Origin of the sequence: Photorhabdus kayaii (assembly GCF_025384895.1) — a bacterium.
GTDB classification, from domain to species: Bacteria; Pseudomonadota; Gammaproteobacteria; order Enterobacterales; family Enterobacteriaceae; genus Photorhabdus; species Photorhabdus kayaii.
Window position 1 is genome coordinate 21,535 of the sequence record NZ_JAJAFZ010000044.1, and the last position, 19,743, is coordinate 41,277.

The window sequence follows — 19,743 nt, forward strand, 5'->3', positions numbered from 1 at the left end:
ATGATTAGCCTATTACAAGTAAGGGATGCCGTTGCTCTGAATGGACGGGCAGATGCCAAACTGTTGAGCCACCAGCTTTGCGCGTCCGTACAGATAATTGCCGCTATGCTTGAACAACTTACAGTGATGGGCAAATTGGAAAAAGTTGATGCAACTGCTTGCCTAAGCGGCAGTTGCAAACAATGCCCTGAAACACAGAAATGTGATACAGCGGTTTATCGGATCGCTGGGGGATGTTAATCATTTAATTGTATTGGTTTTATGCGTTTCGTTTATACCCGTCATCTTTCAAGTTGCCTCTTTGTTGGCTGCACTCACTCACCCCGGTCACATAGTTCTCTATGCTCCCGGGGATTCGCTCCCTTGCCGTCGCGATCCATCTTGAAATCCATAAGGTATAGCTCTTATTGCGGCTTTCTTTTCTTCCATTTCGCAATTTTGCTACTTGGGCGAGATAAGAATTATGATTTGCCCGCCGCTAATTTCTCAAAGGCAGCATCGATTTCTGCCTTTAAATTCTCAGGGATTAAATTTTTCCCGGCCAAGTCCCAGTTAAGATTGCTATCCCATGTTTACTTGGTTTTTCCTTTCAAGTACAAGTCATAGTGTTTTGCATTGATAAAATCAATATTGCTAAGCTTATTTTGGTTGTACATATTTATTTCTTTCCTCAATTAATTTATATTTTTTAAATAAAAAATATAGGAATGTCACCGCAAGCAGGATGCTTGTTAATTTAAAAGTGAATTCGATAGAGATGAGTTTTGCAATATACCCACCAATAATTGGCATCAAAATTGCCACTACAGATGAAATCTTCTGTATATCTCCTGTAGCTTTCCCTACGTGTTCAAAACCAATAACATTTCTTACACCGTATCTAATTGCGAAAAATGTGACACCTGAGGCCGTACCAACAAGGAAAACCAACAAATAGTATGTGACATAATGATGTGTTTTTGCGTCTAAAAAACCAAATCCCCAAAAGGCCACAAAATTAATCATAATGGAAAATAACAAAACATTCTTGGCTGACAATTTTTTAAGTAACCAACCAGAAACTCGTGTTCCTACTATGCCACCGACCCCGAGAAGTGAAATTATGTAACCTATGCTACTTTCATTTTGCCCAATCCTCTCAAAGAAGATACCGAGCATATCGTTACTAAGAAAAAAGGCTAAGTTTGACAAAGTATAAGCCGAAACAAGTAAATATAAATCCGGTTTATTTTTCAATTGCTGTATGAATGAAAAACGTTCTACAGCAGCAGAACTTACGCTTGCATTTACATCAAGCCGAAAAGTATCATCAAAGTATGATGTCAACATACCGACTAGGTTAAATGTCATTGATAATAACAGGACAAACCATAATCCATAATTCGTGTTTAAATATACAACAAACAAGGGAATGACTATTCTGCTAAAATTGATTATATATCCATAAATTTCATAAAATCTTTGAGACTCATTATCATCTACATTCAATTTTGTGTTTGATATTCCAAGTCCACACCGACAGGTTGTCTTGATTAATGTAATGACATAAAGAAATATAATTGGATCAGCTACAGATAGGAAAGGCATGGTAATGCCATTAATAAAGAATAGCAATGTCCTCCAACTTAATATATTTCTGTTGTCAAACAGCTTGCCGAATAATCCACTTGCCACCAAAAACGGAACAGCGAAACAAGCACCCAATATCCCCATTTCGGACGGAGTAGCATGCAAGCTGTATATAGCTATGATGCTTAAGATAGCGTAATCAAGATAAGTATCAAGTTCGTGGACACCTATACTAATGTACTTTTTCATCAGTTATCATCCAAATGATAATAGGTATAAATAAATATTTACACCTATCCTTGGTTTTTAAAGCTTTATATTAGCTGGCCAGAGGTTGATAGTCCATAATGTCTCCTTTTTAAACTTTAGGTTGATATTTACTTATTTACCGTGAGAGAATTTAAATATAAGCAATAATCTTTTTATATGTAAATTAGCTGTTACAGTAAAAATCTTATTATTGTGAGGGAACTTATGTTTTTTAATCGCCGAATATCTTTCATTATTGTCTTTAAAAATCATTTAAATACATATATACCCAATGGATTTCAAGATGGATCGCGACGGCAAGGGAGCGAATCCCCGGGAGCATAGATAACTATGTGACCGGGGTGAGTGAATGCAGCCAACAAAGAGGCAACTTGAAATCCATAGGGTATATACTACATTGATTGTTTTAAAAATAATGTCTAAGACTTTGATAAGCCCATCAGAAAAATTCGAAGTTGAATTTAAAAATCTTATAAATAAATACAGTTATATAAGTATTTTAACTCATTCAATGGGAATACCCGCAGGATGGGACAAGGAAAATATATGGAATTAAAAGGTAGAATTTGCCTTTCTTAGTAACAAATTGAATCCCTATGATTTGTCTAATCGTCAGAAGAACTAACATTGAACCGCCGCATTCACACGGCGGACGATTTACTTTTTCAAACCACGCTAATAAAAATCTGTTATCTCATCGACCTTACAATGCTTCTCTACTAACAAATTCAGTCAACAATCCAACAAACTCATCTGGATGAGAAATAAAAGGCGCATGAGCGGCATGACGCATCATGGCTGAAACTGAACTCGGCCATCTTTCATCCAGAATGTTGAGGATTTTTTTTGGCACCAACCCATCCAGATAACCGTAAATCCGCAGGAACGGTATGGTAAGCTCAGCCAAAGGCTGCCTTAAATCTTCGGTACGCAAAATTTCCAAGCCAACATGCAGCACTTCAACAGAAGGCATCGGCTGCGCCAGCACAACAGATTTCAGCAATCGCGCATCTTGACGGGCGCTGTCAGTGCCTAATGTCTGTAAAGCAAGGGTCCAAAGAGTCATAAGTCATAACTAAACACATACAGTCTATTGATTTACAGGCATTTGGAAAACAAATCTTCCTCCAAGCGCGGCAGCGTAGCGGCTTAAAGTATCCAGATTTGGTACACTCTTACCATTTTCCATACGACTAATGTTTTGCTTCTGAGTGCCAATCTTCTGAGCAACATCTTGTTGAGTAAGATGTAACGCTTTACGTGCATCTTTAAGCTGTTTCATCAACGCCTTACGGATCTGGATATCGTTATATGCTTCCAGAGTCGCGGCGTCTTCCAAAAGAAGCGTTTTAGCTTCAGAAAACGGGATAATATCATAATCATTATCAGACATTTTTAAGACTCCGTTTAACTTCTTGCATTCGTTGGTTTGCTAGATCGAGCGATTTCTTCGGCGTTTTTTGGGTTTTCTTTTGCAGTATATGAACAACATAAAACTGTTGTCCAACTGCAAAAAAGAAAAATCCCCTCGCAATACCCTCAGAAGCACTCACTCTTAACTCTTTAAGCCCGTTTCCAATGTCTCTAACTTTAGGCTCTTTTAAATCTGTTCCAGCAGCTTCTAATTCTTCTATGGCTTCAATCATTGAAACTTTGAGACCAACAGGTAGCTTAGAAAGCTCCTTGAACGCCGCTCTTATAATGTTTGCTGAAAACATAAAATTAATCCATTTAATTTACTATCTTAACATGCACACCAAAAGTAATCAAAATAGATTACTTTTATGAGCAAAGCAAGCCATCTATTTATAGGCAACGAGCACAGATATGTGCTCCCAATAAAATCACTCAAAAAATTATGCGCACCAACAGCACCAACGCCCGCTATAGCATCAATTCACCGACAAGAGCGGCAGCTTTTTACTATGCAACGAAAAAATTAATTGAATCACCGCATCCACGCGGGAGAAGCTTTACTATTTTAAGAACTCATCAAACTCACAGCGCTTCTCTACTAACAAATTCAGTCAGCAATCCAACAAACTCATCTGGATGAGAAATAAAAGGCGCATGAGCGGCATGACGCATCATGGCTGAAACTGAACTCGGCCATTTTTCATCAAGAATGTTGAGGATTTTTTTTGGCACCAACCCATCCAGATAACCGTAAATCCGCAGGAACGGTATGGTAAGCTCAGCCAAAGGCTGCCTTAAATCTTCGGTACGCAAAATTTCCAAGCCAACATGCAGCACTTCAACAGAAGGCATCGGCTGCGCCAGCACAACAGATTTCAGTAATCGCGCATCTTGACGGGCGCTGTCAGTACCTAATGTCTGTAAAGCAAGAAAACGCTCAACTGTGCGCTGGAAATCTTCACTAAGCTGATGTTCGAAAGCGCTCAAGACTTCCGGTTTAATCCCCGGCCAGTCACTTTCTGTGCTGAAATGCGGTGAAGAAGCCACGGTAATTAATCCGACAACCTTATCCTGATGGTCAAGGGCAATCCGGCTGGCAACCAGACCGCCCAACGACCAACCTAGCCATAGCGCATTTTCAGGCGCATATCGCCAAACTTCATCCGCCATGTCAGCAAGATTCATCGGGCCATATTTCTGGCTACGGCCATAACCCGGTAAATCCACCAGATGTAAACGAAAATGCGAAGCGCATCGCATTTCAATGGAACGCCAAACTTCTGCATTCAGCCCCCATCCGTGCAGCAACACAAGATCACGCGAATCTCCCGCAGAAGTCTGCCAAAACAGATCAGCCATTGTTATTCTCAACTTTATTTGCCATCAAGGAAGAAGCCTATGCTAACAATGGTTGGGTACTGTTGGCTATGCCATCAGCCTCTTTGGTTTCCACATCATGGAGTATGCAGCTTTTGCCACAAGCGGCTGAAACGTTTGACAAACATGTGTCCATGTTGCGCTCTGCCCTCAGAACTCCCTTCACTGCCTTGTGGACGCTGCCTCAAAAAACCTCCTCTATGGGAGAATATGATAGCGATTACCGATTATTGCCCACCCTTGAGTGGCCTGATTCGTCGCTATAAATATCACAGCACCCCACAACTTGCGTCAGTTCTGGCACGCCTGTTTCTGCTACATTGGCAACAAGGCTATCGTGATGGACGATGGTATAAACCCAACATTCTGCTCAGTGTGCCACTGCATCGACGCCGGCGCTGGAAAAGGGGATTTGATCAAAGTGTATTAATGGCAAAACAGCTATCAGAATGGCTACAATGCGATTACCAGCAAAGCTTTCTACAGCGGACGCATGCTACACTACCACAAAGAAATTTATCGGCAGCACGGCGTAAAATTAATCTCAGGAAAGCATTTCAGCTTTGTGGCCCCGTTGCGGGACAACATGTCGCCATACTTGATGATGTGATCACCACCGGCGCGACCATGACTGAAATTTCCCGTTTGTTAATTCGTGCTGGCGCCCGTTCAGTACAGGTCTGGGCGATTTGTCGAACCTTGTAGTCAATACGAGAATGGGCGTATTATAACCAACTATAGCAGTCAACTATTGAGCAAATGATATGATTAATATTACTGAAGCAGCACAAGCTCATTTTGCCAAATTACTGGCAAACCAAGAACCGGGTACACAAATTCGTGTATTTGTCATCAATCCAGGCACACCTACCGCTGAGTGCGGCGTATCTTACTGCCCGCCTGATGCTGTTGAAGCAACAGATACTGAATTGAAATTTGATCAACTGTCAGCTTACGTTGACGAACTGAGCGCCCCTTTCCTTGAAGAAGCAGAAATTGATTTTGTCACCGATCAGTTAGGCTCTCAGCTAACATTAAAAGCCCCTAACGCCAAAATGCGTAAAGTTTCTGATGATTCCCCACTTGTCGAACGTGTGGAATACGTTTTGCAGTCACAAATTAATCCACAGTTAGCCGGTCACGGTGGCCGCGTTAGCCTGATGGAAATCACGGATGATGGTTTTGCTATCCTTCAATTCGGCGGCGGCTGCAATGGCTGTTCAATGGTTGATGTCACTTTGAAAGAAGGGATTGAAAAAGAGTTGCTGAACATGTTCCCAGAACTAAAAGGCGTAAAAGATTTGACTGAACATCAACGCGGTGAACACTCTTATTATTGATAACGTATTATTGATAACGTATTACTGATAACAAATTTTCCCGCTCGGATAATCGTCGGGAAAACATGATTACAATAATAACCTAATTGGATAATCTCTATACCCTATGGATTTCAAGATGCATCGCGACGGCAAGGGAGCGAATCCCCAGGAGCATAGATAACTATGTGACTGGGGTAAGTGAGTGCAGCCAACAAAGAGGCAACTTGAAAGATAACGGGTATAAGTTCTAAAGAGCAAGTCAAAATATATATGGAACATTTTCAAACCATCAGCCCTGAACAGGCTTATCAACACTGGCAGGATCAATCCGCCATTATGGTGGATATCCGCGATCCACAGAGTTTCCGGGCGGGTCATGCATGTAACGCTTTTCATTTAACCAACGACACATTGAATGCATTTATGTTACAGGCCAATTTCGAGCAGCCAGTTATGGTCATGTGTTATCACGGTCATAGCAGCCAGAGTGCCGCTCAGTATTTATTGAACATGGGTTTTGAAGCTGTCTACAGCATTAATGGCGGTTTTGAAGCTTGGCGCAGAGACTATCCTCACGCTGTTGACTCCTTACCTAATCCGGCATAACAACACCTCATGATCCGTGTAATTTCTATTTCAAATCCGCGTCTGGCGCAAGCCTTTATCGATTATATGGCAACCCGTCAGGTACACCTGACTATGCGTCCCGGCCACGATGGGCAACACGTCGAGCTGTGGCTGGAAGATGACACTAAGCTCACTATGGTTCAGCAGGAGCTGGAGCAATTTACTCGTGATCCGTTAAATGAACGTTATCAAGCGGCCAGTTGGCAATCCGGCGATGTGAATCACCCATTGAAGTACCACAATAATCTAAATTGGCAATATTTAAGTCGTCAGGCAGGTCCGTTAACCATCACGGTTTTGTTCCTAAATATTGTTGTTTATCTCTGGATGCAATTCGCCGGTGATGATCAGGTGATGTCCTGGCTGGCATGGCCTGACGATAGCCAACATATGGAACTATGGCGTTGGGTCACTCACGGCTTACTGCACTTCTCACTACTGCATATCATCTTTAATCTCATGTGGTGGTGGTATCTTGGCGGACAAACAGAAAAGCACCTCGGTACAGGAAAACTGTTTGTCATTATGATTGTTTCCGCTGTTTTCAGCGGCTGGGGACAATCATTATTCAGTGGTTCTCATTTTGGCGGCCTTTCTGGTGTTGTTTACGCTTTAATTGGTTATGTCTGGCTAACCGGTGAACGTGCGCCCGAACGTGGTATCGGTGTTCCCCGTGGTTTGATGACTTTTTCGCTCTTCTGGCTAATTGTTGGATACTTCGATGCATTTGGGCTATCGATTGCCAACGCCGCCCATTTCTCCGGTTTAATTATCGGTTTACTGATGGCGTTATGGGATAACCGTCATACATTCAAAAATAATAACCGACATTTTTAGAAACTTAGAGGACTATCGTGAAGCAAACTCAACGGCATGATGCAATAGTTGAGCTGGTGCGCCTTCAGGGCTACGTCAGCACTGAAGAGTTGGTTGAACACTTTAATGTCAGCCCCCAGACTATCCGCCGTGATTTGAACGATTTGGCAGATAAAAACAAAATACAGCGGCATCACGGCGGTGCCGCGTTGCCATCAAGTTCAGTTAATACTGCTTATCACGATCGCAAAATCATGTGGTCAGAAGAGAAAGCACGTATTGCACAACGCGTTGCTAGCCATATCCCGGATGGCGCAACGCTGTTTATTGATATTGGCACGACACCAGAAGCTGTTGCTCACGCATTGTTAAATCATAAAGCTCTGCGGATTGTCACTAACAACCTCAACGTCGCTACCCTGTTGATGACAAAAGAAGACTTTCGTTTAATTCTGGCGGGTGGGGAGATTCGTTCCCGTGATGGCGGGATTATCGGTGAAGCCACACTGGATTTTATCTCCCAGTTTCGGCTCGATTACGGCATTCTCGGCATCAGTGGCATTGACATGGATGGCTCATTACTGGAATTTGATTACCATGAAGTACGCATAAAGCGCGCAATTATCGAAAACTCCCGTTGTGTTATGTTAGTCACTGATCATTCTAAATTTGGCCGCAATGCTATGGTTAATCTGGGTAACATGAACCTCATTGATCATCTATTTACTGACCAACTTCCCCCTCCAAGCATCCAGAAAGTGATTGAGCAACATAACGTGCAGCTCGAACTCTGCTAAGAATTTTTTCTATATTCAGGGGATAGCACTATCCCCTATCTCCTTGCCGTTCCACAATTACACCATCTTTTAGCTTCTTCATTAATACCATACAAATCATATGGATAAGGTAATATTTGTTATCTATATCACGTGAACATGTTTTTTCTTAGCAAATAGTTGGCTATTGATCGATTTCTGATTACAATCTTGAGCGAAAACGAGCATTAAAGAACTATTACGAACATTTTAGGGGGATGCATGGAGACTAAAGACTTGATTGTGATCGGCGGCGGAATCAACGGCGCCGGGATTGCAGCCGATGCTGCTGGCCGGGGGCTTTCTGTTCTGTTACTGGAAGCACAAGACTTAGCCAAAGCCACATCATCCGCCAGTTCAAAACTGATCCACGGTGGCTTACGTTATCTGGAACATTATGAATTCCGTTTGGTCGGCGAAGCGCTGGCAGAACGTGAAGTTTTACTGAACCTTGCACCACACATCGCTTTTCCGATGCGTTTCCGCCTGCCGCACCAGCCACATTTGCGTCCAGCATGGATGATCCGTATTGGCCTGTTCCTCTATGACAATTTGGGCAAACGTGTCAGCCTACCTGGCAGTAAAGGGCTAAAATTCGGTGCCAATTCTGTTCTGAAACCAGAATTGGTCCGTGGCTTTGAATATTCTGACTGCTGGGTTGATGATGCTCGTTTAGTTGTCCTTAACGCTCAAGAAGTCAAAAAACGTGGCGGGGAAGTCCGTACCCGAACAAAAGTGACCCGTGCATGGCGCGAACAAGAGGGTTGGATGGTTGAAGCCGAAGATCTGCGTACAGGTAAGACCTATACTTGGCGTGCAAAAGGTCTGGTTAATGCTACCGGCCCCTGGGTTAAAGAATTTTTTGACGATGGCCTGAAATTGAAATCACCTTATGGTATTCGCCTGATCAAAGGCAGCCATATTGTGGTGCCAAGAGTGCATGATGAGCCGCAAGCTTATATTCTGCAAAACGAAGATCACCGTATCGTATTTGTTATTCCTTGGATGGATGAATTTTCCATTATCGGAACCACCGATGTGGAATATCAAGGTGATCCAAAAGAAGCGAAGATTGACGATCAGGAAATTAATTATCTGCTGAGAGTTTACAACGACCACTTCAAGAAACAACTTAGCCGTGACGATATCGTCTGGACCTATTCTGGCGTACGTCCACTGTGCGATGATGAATCCGATTCACCTCAGGCAATTACGCGCGACTATACCCTTGACATTCATGATGAACAGGGCAAAGCACCATTACTGTCTGTGTTTGGCGGTAAATTAACTACTTACCGTAAGCTGGCAGAACACGCAACCGAAAAGCTCATGCAATATTATCCCAATGCCGGAAAAGCCTGGACCAAAAATGGTCAGTTACCGGGTGGTAACTTGGAAGGCTGCGATCGTGATGGTTATGCCCGTTTATTGCGTAAACGTTACAACTGGTTACCGGAAGGTGTTGCTGTACGTTATGCGCGTACTTACGGCAGCAACAGCGAACTGATTCTGCAAGGTGCCAGTAATCTGACCGACCTAGGTGAATCCTTCGGTCACGGTTTGTATGAAGCAGAGCTTCGTTATCTGGTCGATAATGAGTGGGTTGTTGAACTGGATGACGCAATCTGGCGCCGTACCAAACTGGGTATGTGGCTGAAAGAAGAGCAGAAGCAACGCATTGCAGCATGGTTAGCGGAAAATGCTAAACCACATACTGAGATTTGATTTTTCTTCACAGAAAATCATTGATCTTCCAGTTTAGGAAACACGACTACCGCGAGAATATTAAAACTTTTCTCGCGGTTTTTATTGCGTAGAATTTATATCCAATTTCTCCCTCCAACGTTATATCAATCTTTCCAATTCCTGATTGACACATAAATTAGCCAAATATTATATATATTCAGTGTAAAATACTGCCTCATGTTCCCTGTTGGAGCAATTAACCACGAACATTTTAAGATTCTTATATAAACAATACTTTTGATTCTTTTATACCATGAAGAAGTCTATAAAAATATTAATCTATTTTTGAGCTAGACAGTTCGTAAGGAAGAATAACACCAGCATTATCTTTAAAATCTTTAGGGTTTCTAGTAATCAATAACCGCCCATTTCGCTGAGCTGTTGCCCAGATTATTGCATCAGGCAGCTTTATCTTTTTCTCATGTCGGATAACTACTGCACATTCTGCTACGTCACTCGTGACACTGAGAATCTCAAAGCTATCTAAAAAGATTCTTGTTGCGTTTTCTTTATCCTTGTCCAGCTTCTTAGCTCCTACCATAACCTCCATCCATGTTATACAACTAATAGCTGGACTATTTCCATATTTTCTCAATGTCTCCGCGGCTTGTTCATATCCATTTAAATAGTCAATCAATATATTAGTATCAAATAACGACTTCATAGCAATCATTGCCATTCCTTGCGTAAATTATTTTGATATTCCAACCCATCCAATTTTTTATCCCCCCACAAACCAAAAGCACTGTTATTCTGTTCTGAAATATTAGCATCAAGGTAAGCATCTATTGCTTTCCGGATCTGTGCAGCACGTGACTTATCGGGAGAACGCTCCTTTAAAATCTCGAGCTTTCTAATTGTTTCTTCTGGCAGATCTATATTAATTCTTACCATAGCAACCATATTTATTTCCCCTTATCAGATATCAGGTATATGTATCATATACCTCATTAGTTCGATTGTCTATTTTTTGATCCAAAAAATTATTGTGATAACTAATCAACAGATTTTACTCTGAAAATATCTATTGATCATGTAAACAAAACATTTAAAACATGTGACTTTTCCATTTGCAACAATACCTAAAATAACCTATAAATAAAGCTGTTACATACATATCGGTACTGTTTAACCCTATCTTTGATTAGATAAAAATTCAAATAAAAACAAATTGTTAAGTTATTGTTAGGGAATGAACTTAACAAACAATCTGGTAGCAATAGATGCCCCAAAATTATAACTAGCGAGATGTTACATGACTACTGATATAAATATTGATCAACTATTAAAAGCAGAAGCTTCATTTATGCTAGGGACCCTGACATTAGAATCCAACATTATCGGGCTTATGAGATACGAAGATGGCACCCTTTTGATAACCCAAGATAGTCCATTCTACCCGAAGAACTATAAGTGGCCAGACCAACTACATGATAATGGAATAATTTCAATAGGCGATAAAGAACTTGCTGTGACAAAAGTTTACACTGCGGGCCTTATTGATGGTCATTTATATATAGACCAGGAAATAACGAAACAAGCAACGTCACCAGAAAAAATTATGCCAGCACACTACTTACCTGATTTACACGGAATTTCAGAAAGAGACCTCATAGGGAAAACGGTAACTCTATCTGTGAACGATGAAACAAGGTATAAGGTAAGTGCTGCACACTCTATGGCCCACTTTATGTCCCTTGCTTTAAATAAAGCAACACATCATATATGGTCCAAAGTATACGATACCGATGATTTGGGAAACTATAATTTAGATAAAGCCGCCATTTACCAATCTTCTATTACAGAGCTTCGATCCGTTGATATTTATCGATTTGGTAAATCACTCAGAAAGAAAGGATTTGATAAAAATATATTAATTGAAAATCTGGATAAAATTAATAGAGAAGTTAATAACACACTCAATAATTGGTTATCTCAGGGTGCGGAAATAACCATTGAATATAAATCAAAAGAGATTAATGACACTAGATTATGGAAATCGACTATTGACTCTAAGGTAGTCACTATCCCATGCGGAGGCACACATATAAATAATATTAATGAAGTCAAAGACGTAAATGTTGAAATAAAAATCGGTGAATCTGCTGATTTTATTCAAGTAACGACTTATTGCAGAGTATAAAGTCATGAATCTCGACCTACTTTATTTCTATCTTCTGCTGGTTGTTTTATCCTATATACCCAATGGATTTCAAGATGCATCGCGACGGCAAGGGAGCGAATCCCCGGGAGCATAGATAACTATGTAACCGGGGTGAGTAAGTGCAGCCAACAAAGAGGCAACTTGAAAGATAACGGGTATAAATAAATTAAATACTTCTCTATTGTTCTACCATAAGAAATATCAATCCTTCTGTAATACATCTTTGACAGTATATCCTTGATTGGGATGATTCGGTGTCTGTGGAAATGCCATCATTAGATTCTGCTTATTAAGCAGTGGTTTTATATGGCGCTGTCTGAGATTCTTTGCAGAACGATTAAGTAGTATGCCTAACACATCAATACGGATATAGTGAGATTGACAAAGTTTCATAATAATCGATTGCATTTGTTCTAGATCTAATCGACGATTTTCATAAGCTGGTTTAGCAATTTCTCGCAATTTTTCTCTTAAATCGGATGTTATGTACTTTAAGTCATCAATAAATGGCAGGCTAAACGATGAAGGAGCAAGACGCCCTAACTCATCTCGGTGGATTTGAATACCTGAATATGAATGAGGCAAGCTAGATTCCTTATGGGGTAAGTCCAATTTATTATTAATATTATTTATTGTTCCAGCAGAGAAAAGTTCTTCAGGGCTTGGTAACGACATACCCGGCAATGTATAAGACTTATTACGCTTCTCACCTGATGAGACTAAAAATCCTTTATTCTCAAGGCGAGGAAAGGCCAAAGTGACTTCTCGGGAGTGTAGCGTTGTTAACTCACAGGCCCGCTGATGATTAGGCTGTGTCCCGCAATAGGCTGAGATAGAATAATCTATCTGGCTCTGACTTTCGGAAAAAACATGTTATGGCTCATTACGACCTTCCTGATGAAGCATGGGAGTGATTGCTCCCCTTATAACCGGTTAAAAAGTCAGGGAATAAAAGTGATAATTCTCTATAAATCAAATGAAAAAGCGTGGTCAGATGGACGGGTTAAATTCGACCATGAAACGTATCGAAGAAGAAATGTTGTAGAAAGATGTATTGGTCGACTCAAAGAGCATCGTCGCATCGCCACCCGTTATGAAAAGACAGCACGCTATGGTGAAATTAGGTTGTATCTGCTTATTTCTTAAGGCCATAATTTAGTTGAGGGACATAACCTAGAAATCGGATTTATGCCTCAGAAAAATCAACAGAGTGATCCAGCGCAAGCAACAGACCATCTTTCTGAAAAATTGAGGCTGTAATTTAAATAGTTACTTAACGGCGTGTACTATTCCGTTGTTTCTGAACCCTATTATTGCTTAAAATTAGTAAAGAATTTCAAGTTGAATAGGATCACTTATTATTTTAATAATCCCAGTGTCAGATTTTTCAAATTCAATTTGATATTTTTCATTGTCAATGCCTGTGATAATATTATCTAGATAAGAATATGCAAACCTTATTGATTTGTTCTTAGCCCATTCAGGTAATAAGTGTACATAGTAGTTAAAAACTATAAATCCTCTTTTTTTATTTATGTAATTTATATTTAGAATGTCTTTTAACATCATTCTACCGTAACAAAAATCACCATTTTTATTAAATTCTTTTTTCCCTAAATTGGTTAAATTCCATAATTTATTTTTTCCTCTTTTAAAATCCAACCTTACTAATCCAGCATCAACAAGAGATTCCATGTTCGCATTAGCCCATATAGAATCTTCATTAATTGATACTGGCCATTCAATCTCACCTAGGCATAATAATATTTTATCGTCAATTTTTTTTTGTATTTTTTTTCTAAAAGATTCATTTTCTCCTGAATGACAAAAAAAAGATAAAAAAACAAAAAAAAAAAAATAAAAAAAATTTCATAAACTACACTCCATATTATATTCTGTCATGGCATCACTAACATTTTTATATTTTTTCTTTGTAAGATAGGATTTAGTATAATCCCAATAATAATTTGAAATACCAGGCACTTCATTGTTATATTTTATATCATATTTAATAAATTCTACTGGGTATTCTCCAAATATGTCATCATCATTATTTTTTTTGCGAAAAAAAATAATATAATAAACTCCATTTTTTACCCCTAGCTCGTAATCTTGTATTTTTATTTCAGAAGCAGATAATTTAAAATCAAACCAAGTAAAACCAGTATCATTTGGGAGTGGAACTATATTAAATTTCCCATTTTTATTTTTTATAAAAACAGTTAATGTGTTACTTGGATGAGATGTATTGTTTTCAAATTTGGCATAAAAAATTACATCTTTTTTTCCATCACCATTCAAATCTATAAGATTGATTCCATCCTTTAGATTTACCTTATTTCCGCAATGAGAAAATGCCTCAAACGAGAAAAGTAAAATAAAAATAAGGTAAAATTTATTTTTCATTTAAATAGCTCCTAACTAATCTAAATCCAACATCTGGCATAATATATCCTGAACTATGGTTATCACAACTGGATAAGCTGTTTGCATGGGAAAGATAACTTCCACCACAAAAATAGTACAACTTAACTGTACCAAGTTCATAACTATCATAGACCCATTCAGAAACATTTCCACTCATATCGTATAAATCTAAGTCGTTTGGAGATAATTTACCTACAACCTGTGTTCCAAAATTACTTGTATTAAACTCTGGATACCATGCCACCTTCTTAGAATCATTGCTTCCAGAGTGATAGTATCCATATCTTCCTAATCGTAAGGCAGGTTCTCCGCCCCTTGCTGCAACATGCCATTCATTTAAGGTAGGTAAACGATAGCCATTAGCGTTTGTATTTATAAAGATCTCTAAGTTTTTGTCTTTTTTTCTAATAATTTTATTTCCTTTTTGAAAATATACTGGAGTGAGTTTTAATTTCTCACTTAATGCATTTGAAAAAAGAATGGTATCTAACCATTTAATACTAGTCACAGGATGCCTGCCTTCATCCTGCTCAGGAGGAAGACAATCTTCATAATGTGACCCATTACATCCATCATCAAAATCATAACCATTTAATATAGCCCATTCATATACCTCTTTATATTCTGAATAAGTAACTTCATTCTTCATGATATAAAAAGAATTTAATGTAACATTAGAATGAGATTCATAATTTTGAGCGCCAAACACACTACCAACGTAAAAATCACCGCCTTCAACAAAGCTGAGTTTCATGTTATCAAATGAATATGCTTTTGATGACATTATTATAAATAAAAACAAATAAATATATTTCATTTTTTTTCCTATATTTCAATGTTGCTTTTCGGGTATGAGCAGCAAGTCAGTATATATCCAGAAGATATTTTATCTCTAGATATTCCACCAGAATGATCTAAATTAACTTCACCAGAAATAAGCTTTACTTGACATTTGCCACAATATCCAGAAGCGCAATGATATTTTAATTTAACTCCATTCTTATAAGCACATTTCAAAATCGTTTCATTCGATGATATATCAAAAGAATCATTTCCAATTTTTAATTTAAAGACATCCATTTTTATCTCCCGTATTTTTTAATCTTAAAATAATCTCTTTCATTATCTTTCTGTTTTCTGTAACAAAGGTATCTGAAGCCACTGCATTTTCATTTATCCTTCTTAATAAATATGGCAATGATTTATCAATTGGCCCATATGGCAAATATTTACACGTCCTAATACCATTGTAAGCTAATTTTGATGAAATATGATCTCCAATCCCGTACAATTGTCCAATCCAAAATGATTTATTTTTTAATTCATTCTTATTTAATATGATTGATATACTATTTTCATTATGAGTTACAAAAAAAGGATAAAAATACTCAATTCTTTTTGATATGTATTCAACTAAATAATTATAATTTAAATCAGTCTCTTCTTTATTTAAAAAAAATGTTCCAATTGATTTTTCTTTATTTTTAATCTCTTCTTCTAAATAAGCTCCTCTAACAATCTTAATACCAACTTTAATGTTATTATCAATAGCAATTTTATGTAGTAACATCAGAAGATCAATGGATTCTTTTTTGTAGGATTGTATTGTTAATGTTATAATAGGTAATATTTTATTGTGTTTAATAATGCTATCTATGACAATCTTGTCTACTGCTGCCTGAATCCAAGATTGCTCTGCATCAATCATAACTTTAACTGATTTAATTTCTGCATAATGAAATATTTTTTCATAACGTTCTAATATCCTACTCCAAGAATTAATTTTTTCTCCAAAAAAATTCCAACCTCTCATTTTTTCTTCATAAAGATGAATATCTCCTAGTGATGAAGGCTTAATGGCAACATATGGTATATTGGACTCTTTGCTAGCGAGATCAATTAATTTTAATGTTGACTCTAGCGCATTATCAAAGAAAATTTCGTCGTTTTTCCCTTCAATTGCATAATCTAATATGCTATGAATATTATTTTTTGATAGAAAAATCACATTAGCCTTTGCTTCATCTATACTTTCACCACCAAAATAAACCCCATTTAAAAACCTAATAAAAAACTTATTTTTTTTATTTAAAATAAATCTCATCATCCATAAAGAAATTTTTTTTGTGATTTTATTTGTTAACAATAAAGTTACAAAAAACTTAAGAAAAAGGGTTGATATACTATATCTAGAATACAATGATGTTTCGTCTTTAAAAACCTTATTATTGTTTGATTTTTTATTAGCCATTATTTGTAATTTCTATAGTTATAACAACTCATATGTCACTTTATTTTTACCTCCCCTTCTATGAAGGGGGAGGAATTTAAATATCAGCAGTTTGCCCACGGTAAAGACGACGAACGATATTATCGTCATCAAATTCTTCCCTTTCATGAATAACTCTTCTGTTATCCATTATAATTAAATCACCTCTTTCCCAATAATGCTTATAATAATAGCGGGGATTTTTCATAAATTCAGTAAGCTCAGCAAAAAATCTCTTTGTTTCTTCATCTGTGAACCCAATAATTCTTGGCTCCCAGCTGGCTGGTTGTCCCTCATCGAATGGAAAATATATTAGCATTTTTCTCACCCATCCAAGGTCAGTAAATACAGGAACTTGAAACCATCCAGCAGGAGATACATCTACATAGTAGCCATATTCCAGAACCCTTACTTCAAAAATTTCATTTTCTAAAACATGTAATAAATGCTTAGGCATTTCTTTGCATGCAAGAACATGATCACAAACAGTAGTTGCTCCTCGAAACTTCATGTTTTTTATTTCTGCGGCATATAAAAAAACCTGATCTACTTGCGATAACAATAACCCACCATCAGCATGAAATGGGAGTTGTCCACGTCCAGTGACAACTTTTCCTTTTTCGCCCTCAAGTTTTAATGTATCACGATACCCAAAACCAACATCTATTTTTTCATCTGCATATTCAACTATTGTTCCATATTTGCTGTATATATCACGAAATTCATCAGCATTAAGGTTTATTTTATTGACTACAACAAAGCCTTGCCTCATTAGAAGATTTTTAATTTCTTCAGCAGAAACTTTCAAAAAATCATCTGCACTAATGTTAGCACCAAAACCTGACTTCATTATTGGCGACCATTGTAAATTTTTATTCATTTAATTATCCTTATTAATATTTCTCACCAAGTACTTTTTTAAAATGCTTTTGAGAATCTCTAGAGCCAAACGAATTTTTATGAACTAATTTTGATTCTTTTCTGCTATCTTCCAAGATATCAACGAATTTTTTGTTCATAAATTTTTTTGTGTTTAAGTATGCTGTTTTCGGATATGTTGCTAGTAAATTAGCGCGTTCTATTGCTGTTTCTAAAAGAATTTCTTTATCTATTACTTGATTTGCAATATTGTATTCAATACACATTTCTGATGAAATCTCTTCGCATTCAAATACAATTTTTTTCATTATATTATGTCCATGTGTAAAACTAAGTATAGCTGCACCTACAGAACAACCAATACCGTGTTTTAATTCAGGCATTATAAATTTAGCTTCACTTGATACAATTCTTTGGTCAAACATTAAAGAAAATTGAAATCCCATTCCTATAGCATAACCATCTACCGCAGCTACTGTTGGTTTGTTTACGTTTAAAACAGCACAATATAGATCAATCACTCTATCTATCCAACGTTCCACACTTTCTCCTGATAGATTTTTAACTTCACTGAAATCTCCCCCTGAAGAAAAAGAACGATTCTCCCCACCATAAACAACAATGGCTTTAACATTGTCATCTTGATCAGCTTTAATTAAAGATTTTTTAATTGAGTTTTCTAAACTTTCACTAAATGGATTATGCTTATTTTCATGGTTAAGAATAATTACCCTAATTGAGCTAAAATCTCTTTCTATTACCATATCTAATTCCTTCTTATGATTTCACACAACTTGGTTGAATTTGCTTCCTCAATTGACAATCTTCCTGTCAAAAATTCTTTATATATAGAATAACTAAACCTTGTTTTATCTTGATAGTTATTTACTTCAGTTCCTATCATTGTTGCAAAAGATTTATTAACAGATGATCCTTCATGAATACCTATTTTTTTTCTCCACACTATTTCTTTTGGGAGGATATTTATACTATTTGCATACTCTCGTAAAATATTTTTAACTTCGTTATCTCTTATTTTAAAGTATGGATCCAAATTATGACATAAAGATATAAGATTATTAGTCCAAAATGGATGATAAACATTCAACCCATAATTTCCTGCTCCATGAGTTGAAAATTCTCCTGTCCATTTAGTTCTATAAACTTGCTCAGACAATATTTTATTTGGTTCAATATAGGATTTTTCGGGGTCTAATATACCCCCAAATAATAGATCAGAACCATATCCTGTTATCAATGAATTAACTTTTCCTTTTGCTAATTCATAAACATTAAATAATCCTGATTGAATCTCAGAAGATAATCCGTCAAATATTTCATTATAATAAATAGCTTTTACTACACCTGATATAACTTCATCTTCACTAAGAATTTTAACTTCGTGCTCTGTACCAAGATAATCAGAAACAATTTTAGAAAATTCAAATTCATTGCTTAATTCTGTTCCTATAGACCATGTTTTTACTTTATCAAAATACTTTGATGCTAAAGCAGTAACTAAACTCGAATCTAACCCTCCTGATAGTGGAACACCTATAGTTTCATTATTTTTAGATAACCGGGAAATAGAGTTTCTCAAATCAGAATCAATTATTTCAAGAAGAACACTTTCTTTTATATCAAAAGAATTTTCCTCTACAGGAGATATTACATATTCAACTTCCAAATGAAGATATCTCTGTTCATCAAATGTTAATTTATTTATTGTACCAGGCTTTAATCTGGACACATTTCTTATTGGTGAAAAATTATCTGGTTTTAGTGAGTTCTTAATAACTTCGCTTTCAGGTTTGAAATCAAAAGCTTTATCTCCCTCTACCTTACCAACAATCTTCAAACTATTAGTAATCCAAATCAAATCTGTCTGTACTAAATTTACTAAATTTAATCCTCTAGACTCTGTTATTACTTCTATATTTCCCTTTTTATCCTCAATAAAAAGGCAATAATCTCCTTCTGCTATAGAAATAATGGAATTACCAAATTTATCTCTACTTAATAATAAAATTTCCACATCACTAAGCA

The 19,743-nt window shown here is 37.1% G+C and carries 25 protein-coding genes and 3 pseudogenes; 11 read left to right on the forward strand and 17 right to left on the reverse strand.

The window, feature by feature from the left end; genetic code table 11:
* Complete coding sequence (locus LGZ98_RS15660; protein WP_113041218.1) at nucleotides 1-240, forward strand: FeoC-like transcriptional regulator; 240 nt, start codon at nucleotides 1-3, stop codon at nucleotides 238-240.
* A 19-nt stretch (nucleotides 241-259) separates the two neighbouring features.
* Here the strand turns inward: LGZ98_RS15660 and LGZ98_RS15665 are convergent, their stop codons facing one another.
* Complete coding sequence (locus LGZ98_RS15665; protein WP_158536493.1) at nucleotides 260-436, reverse strand: hypothetical protein; 177 nt, start codon at nucleotides 434-436, stop codon at nucleotides 260-262.
* Between the two features lie 203 nt (nucleotides 437-639).
* Complete coding sequence (locus LGZ98_RS15670; RefSeq protein WP_262978269.1) at nucleotides 640-1,818, reverse strand: MFS transporter; 1,179 nt, start codon at nucleotides 1,816-1,818, stop codon at nucleotides 640-642.
* Between the two features lie 370 nt (nucleotides 1,819-2,188).
* Here LGZ98_RS15670 and LGZ98_RS15675 point away from each other — a divergent pair, with 370 nt between their 5' ends.
* Nucleotides 2,189-2,395, forward strand: coding sequence for a hypothetical protein (locus tag LGZ98_RS15675; protein ID WP_113041221.1), 207 nt, complete (start codon nucleotides 2,189-2,191; stop codon nucleotides 2,393-2,395).
* A gap of 147 nt (nucleotides 2,396-2,542) precedes the next feature.
* Here the strand turns inward: LGZ98_RS15675 and LGZ98_RS15680 are convergent.
* The 4 genes and pseudogenes from LGZ98_RS15680 to bioH all read right to left on the reverse strand — a co-directional run.
* Nucleotides 2,543-2,890, reverse strand: a pseudogene (locus tag LGZ98_RS15680) (pimeloyl-ACP methyl ester esterase BioH); the annotation flags it as partial.
* 39 nt (nucleotides 2,891-2,929) lie between these two features.
* The gene (locus tag LGZ98_RS15685) at nucleotides 2,930-3,232 is read right to left on the reverse strand and encodes a helix-turn-helix domain-containing protein (RefSeq protein WP_112895584.1); all 303 of its coding nucleotides are present in this window, start codon (nucleotides 3,230-3,232) and stop codon (nucleotides 2,930-2,932) included.
* A complete protein-coding gene (locus LGZ98_RS15690; protein WP_112895583.1) occupies nucleotides 3,225-3,557 on the reverse strand; it encodes a type II toxin-antitoxin system RelE/ParE family toxin in 333 nt (110 codons plus the stop codon). Before LGZ98_RS15690 ends, LGZ98_RS15685 begins: the two co-directional genes overlap by 8 nt.
* Before the next feature lie 280 nt (nucleotides 3,558-3,837).
* Nucleotides 3,838-4,614 carry a pimeloyl-ACP methyl ester esterase BioH gene (gene bioH / locus LGZ98_RS15695; RefSeq protein WP_113041222.1) on the reverse strand — a complete coding sequence of 259 codons (777 nt, stop codon included), beginning with the start codon at nucleotides 4,612-4,614 and terminating at the stop codon, nucleotides 3,838-3,840.
* A 39-nt stretch (nucleotides 4,615-4,653) separates the two neighbouring features.
* Here bioH and gntX point away from each other — a divergent pair, with 39 nt between their 5' ends.
* From gntX to glpD, 7 genes are all read left to right on the forward strand, one after another.
* On the forward strand, nucleotides 4,654-5,337 hold the full coding sequence (gene gntX, locus LGZ98_RS15700) for a DNA utilization protein GntX (protein WP_113041223.1): 684 nt from the start codon (nucleotides 4,654-4,656) through the stop codon (nucleotides 5,335-5,337).
* 59 nt (nucleotides 5,338-5,396) lie between these two features.
* Nucleotides 5,397-5,972 carry a Fe-S biogenesis protein NfuA gene (gene nfuA, locus LGZ98_RS15705; protein ID WP_112878442.1) on the forward strand — a complete coding sequence of 192 codons (576 nt, stop codon included), beginning with the start codon at nucleotides 5,397-5,399 and terminating at the stop codon, nucleotides 5,970-5,972.
* An 86-nt stretch (nucleotides 5,973-6,058) separates the two neighbouring features.
* Nucleotides 6,059-6,205 carry a hypothetical protein gene (locus LGZ98_RS15710; protein ID WP_158536494.1) on the forward strand — a complete coding sequence of 49 codons (147 nt, stop codon included), beginning with the start codon at nucleotides 6,059-6,061 and terminating at the stop codon, nucleotides 6,203-6,205.
* A gap of 19 nt (nucleotides 6,206-6,224) precedes the next feature.
* Nucleotides 6,225-6,560: a thiosulfate sulfurtransferase GlpE gene (gene glpE / locus LGZ98_RS15715; RefSeq protein ID WP_113041224.1), complete on the forward strand. Its 336-nt coding sequence runs from the start codon at nucleotides 6,225-6,227 to the stop codon at nucleotides 6,558-6,560.
* A 9-nt stretch (nucleotides 6,561-6,569) separates the two neighbouring features.
* Entirely contained in the window at nucleotides 6,570-7,418 is an 849-nt protein-coding gene (glpG, locus tag LGZ98_RS15720; protein WP_113041225.1) for a rhomboid family intramembrane serine protease GlpG, read from the forward strand.
* Nucleotides 7,419-7,435: 17 nt separating this feature from the next.
* Nucleotides 7,436-8,194 carry a DeoR/GlpR family transcriptional regulator gene (locus LGZ98_RS15725; RefSeq protein WP_112895580.1) on the forward strand — a complete coding sequence of 253 codons (759 nt, stop codon included), beginning with the start codon at nucleotides 7,436-7,438 and terminating at the stop codon, nucleotides 8,192-8,194.
* Nucleotides 8,195-8,434: 240 nt separating this feature from the next.
* The gene (gene glpD / locus LGZ98_RS15730) at nucleotides 8,435-9,937 is read left to right on the forward strand and encodes a glycerol-3-phosphate dehydrogenase (protein ID WP_113041226.1); all 1,503 of its coding nucleotides are present in this window, start codon (nucleotides 8,435-8,437) and stop codon (nucleotides 9,935-9,937) included.
* A gap of 295 nt (nucleotides 9,938-10,232) precedes the next feature.
* On the opposite strand, the gene LGZ98_RS15735 is transcribed toward glpD, so the two are convergent.
* Complete coding sequence (locus LGZ98_RS15735; RefSeq protein ID WP_113025947.1) at nucleotides 10,233-10,631, reverse strand: type II toxin-antitoxin system VapC family toxin; 399 nt, start codon at nucleotides 10,629-10,631, stop codon at nucleotides 10,233-10,235.
* Nucleotides 10,628-10,861 (reverse strand): ribbon-helix-helix protein, CopG family, encoded by a 234-nt coding sequence (locus tag LGZ98_RS15740; protein ID WP_229000188.1) that lies wholly within the window; start codon nucleotides 10,859-10,861, stop codon nucleotides 10,628-10,630. The genes LGZ98_RS15735 and LGZ98_RS15740 overlap by 4 nt, the downstream gene beginning before the upstream one ends.
* Before the next feature lie 352 nt (nucleotides 10,862-11,213).
* Between LGZ98_RS15740 and LGZ98_RS15745 the strand changes: the two genes are divergently transcribed.
* Nucleotides 11,214-12,101 (forward strand): alanyl-tRNA editing protein, encoded by an 888-nt coding sequence (locus tag LGZ98_RS15745; RefSeq protein ID WP_113041227.1) that lies wholly within the window; start codon nucleotides 11,214-11,216, stop codon nucleotides 12,099-12,101.
* A gap of 222 nt (nucleotides 12,102-12,323) precedes the next feature.
* Here the strand turns inward: LGZ98_RS15745 and LGZ98_RS15750 are convergent, their stop codons facing one another.
* Nucleotides 12,324-12,878, reverse strand: a complete 555-nt coding sequence (locus LGZ98_RS15750; RefSeq protein WP_011144592.1) for a hypothetical protein — start codon at nucleotides 12,876-12,878, stop codon at nucleotides 12,324-12,326.
* 261 nt (nucleotides 12,879-13,139) lie between these two features.
* Between LGZ98_RS15750 and LGZ98_RS24305 the strand changes: the two are divergent.
* Nucleotides 13,140-13,281, forward strand: a pseudogene (locus tag LGZ98_RS24305) (IS5 family transposase); the annotation flags it as partial.
* A gap of 164 nt (nucleotides 13,282-13,445) precedes the next feature.
* On the opposite strand, the pseudogene cpmH reads toward LGZ98_RS24305, so the two are convergent.
* From cpmH to cpmA, 8 genes and pseudogenes are all read right to left on the reverse strand, one after another.
* Nucleotides 13,446-13,985, reverse strand: a pseudogene (gene cpmH / locus LGZ98_RS15760) (carbapenem biosynthesis protein CpmH); the annotation flags it as partial.
* Nucleotides 13,986-13,991: 6 nt separating this feature from the next.
* Complete coding sequence (gene cpmG, locus LGZ98_RS15765) at nucleotides 13,992-14,528, reverse strand: carbapenem biosynthesis protein CpmG (RefSeq protein ID WP_011144590.1); 537 nt, start codon at nucleotides 14,526-14,528, stop codon at nucleotides 13,992-13,994.
* A complete protein-coding gene (cpmF, locus tag LGZ98_RS15770; RefSeq protein WP_113041229.1) occupies nucleotides 14,518-15,366 on the reverse strand; it encodes a carbapenem biosynthesis protein CpmF in 849 nt (282 codons plus the stop codon). The genes cpmG and cpmF overlap by 11 nt, the downstream gene beginning before the upstream one ends.
* 8 nt (nucleotides 15,367-15,374) lie before the next feature.
* Nucleotides 15,375-15,629, reverse strand: coding sequence for a carbapenem biosynthesis protein CpmE (gene cpmE, locus LGZ98_RS15775; protein ID WP_011144588.1), 255 nt, complete (start codon nucleotides 15,627-15,629; stop codon nucleotides 15,375-15,377).
* Nucleotides 15,616-16,800 carry a carbapenem biosynthesis protein CpmD gene (cpmD, locus tag LGZ98_RS15780; RefSeq protein ID WP_262978271.1) on the reverse strand — a complete coding sequence of 395 codons (1,185 nt, stop codon included), beginning with the start codon at nucleotides 16,798-16,800 and terminating at the stop codon, nucleotides 15,616-15,618. Before cpmD ends, cpmE begins: the two co-directional genes overlap by 14 nt.
* A 76-nt stretch (nucleotides 16,801-16,876) precedes the next feature.
* On the reverse strand, nucleotides 16,877-17,698 hold the full coding sequence (cpmC, locus tag LGZ98_RS15785; RefSeq protein WP_011144586.1) for a (5R)-carbapenem-3-carboxylate synthase: 822 nt from the start codon (nucleotides 17,696-17,698) through the stop codon (nucleotides 16,877-16,879).
* 13 nt (nucleotides 17,699-17,711) lie between these two features.
* Entirely contained in the window at nucleotides 17,712-18,461 is a 750-nt protein-coding gene (gene cpmB / locus LGZ98_RS15790; RefSeq protein ID WP_011144585.1) for a carboxymethylproline synthase, read from the reverse strand.
* A gap of 2 nt (nucleotides 18,462-18,463) precedes the next feature.
* A partial coding sequence (gene cpmA, locus LGZ98_RS15795) for a carbapenam-3-carboxylate synthase (RefSeq protein WP_262978272.1) occupies nucleotides 18,464-19,743 on the reverse strand: 1,280 nt, incomplete at its 5' end.

Bases quoted from the DNA above. Each gene is read 5' to 3' on its own strand.
- LGZ98_RS15660 (WP_113041218.1), top strand. From the start codon at position 1: ATGATTAGCCTATTACAAGTAAGGGATGCCGTTGCTCTGAATGGACGG.
- LGZ98_RS15740 (WP_229000188.1), bottom strand. From the start codon at position 10,861: ATGGTTGCTATGGTAAGAATTAATATAGATCTGCCAGAAGAAACAATT.
- cpmD (WP_262978271.1), bottom strand. From the start codon at position 16,800: ATGGCTAATAAAAAATCAAACAATAATAAGGTTTTTAAAGACGAAACA.
- cpmE (WP_011144588.1), bottom strand. From the start codon at position 15,629: ATGGATGTCTTTAAATTAAAAATTGGAAATGATTCTTTTGATATATCA.
- LGZ98_RS15670 (WP_262978269.1), bottom strand. From the start codon at position 1,818: ATGAAAAAGTACATTAGTATAGGTGTCCACGAACTTGATACTTATCTT.
- nfuA (WP_112878442.1), top strand. From the start codon at position 5,397: ATGATTAATATTACTGAAGCAGCACAAGCTCATTTTGCCAAATTACTG.
- cpmG (WP_011144590.1), bottom strand. From the start codon at position 14,528: ATGAAAAATAAATTTTACCTTATTTTTATTTTACTTTTCTCGTTTGAG.
- gntX (WP_113041223.1), top strand. From the start codon at position 4,654: ATGCTAACAATGGTTGGGTACTGTTGGCTATGCCATCAGCCTCTTTGG.
- glpD (WP_113041226.1), top strand. From the start codon at position 8,435: ATGGAGACTAAAGACTTGATTGTGATCGGCGGCGGAATCAACGGCGCC.
- LGZ98_RS15690 (WP_112895583.1), bottom strand. From the start codon at position 3,557: ATGTTTTCAGCAAACATTATAAGAGCGGCGTTCAAGGAGCTTTCTAAG.
- LGZ98_RS15675 (WP_113041221.1), top strand. From the start codon at position 2,189: ATGCAGCCAACAAAGAGGCAACTTGAAATCCATAGGGTATATACTACA.
- cpmB (WP_011144585.1), bottom strand. From the start codon at position 18,461: ATGGTAATAGAAAGAGATTTTAGCTCAATTAGGGTAATTATTCTTAAC.
- glpG (WP_113041225.1), top strand. From the start codon at position 6,570: ATGATCCGTGTAATTTCTATTTCAAATCCGCGTCTGGCGCAAGCCTTT.
- glpE (WP_113041224.1), top strand. From the start codon at position 6,225: ATGGAACATTTTCAAACCATCAGCCCTGAACAGGCTTATCAACACTGG.
- bioH (WP_113041222.1), bottom strand. From the start codon at position 4,614: ATGGCTGATCTGTTTTGGCAGACTTCTGCGGGAGATTCGCGTGATCTT.
- LGZ98_RS15735 (WP_113025947.1), bottom strand. From the start codon at position 10,631: ATGATTGCTATGAAGTCGTTATTTGATACTAATATATTGATTGACTAT.
- LGZ98_RS15745 (WP_113041227.1), top strand. From the start codon at position 11,214: ATGACTACTGATATAAATATTGATCAACTATTAAAAGCAGAAGCTTCA.
- cpmF (WP_113041229.1), bottom strand. From the start codon at position 15,366: ATGAAATATATTTATTTGTTTTTATTTATAATAATGTCATCAAAAGCA.
- cpmC (WP_011144586.1), bottom strand. From the start codon at position 17,698: ATGAATAAAAATTTACAATGGTCGCCAATAATGAAGTCAGGTTTTGGT.
- LGZ98_RS15685 (WP_112895584.1), bottom strand. From the start codon at position 3,232: ATGTCTGATAATGATTATGATATTATCCCGTTTTCTGAAGCTAAAACG.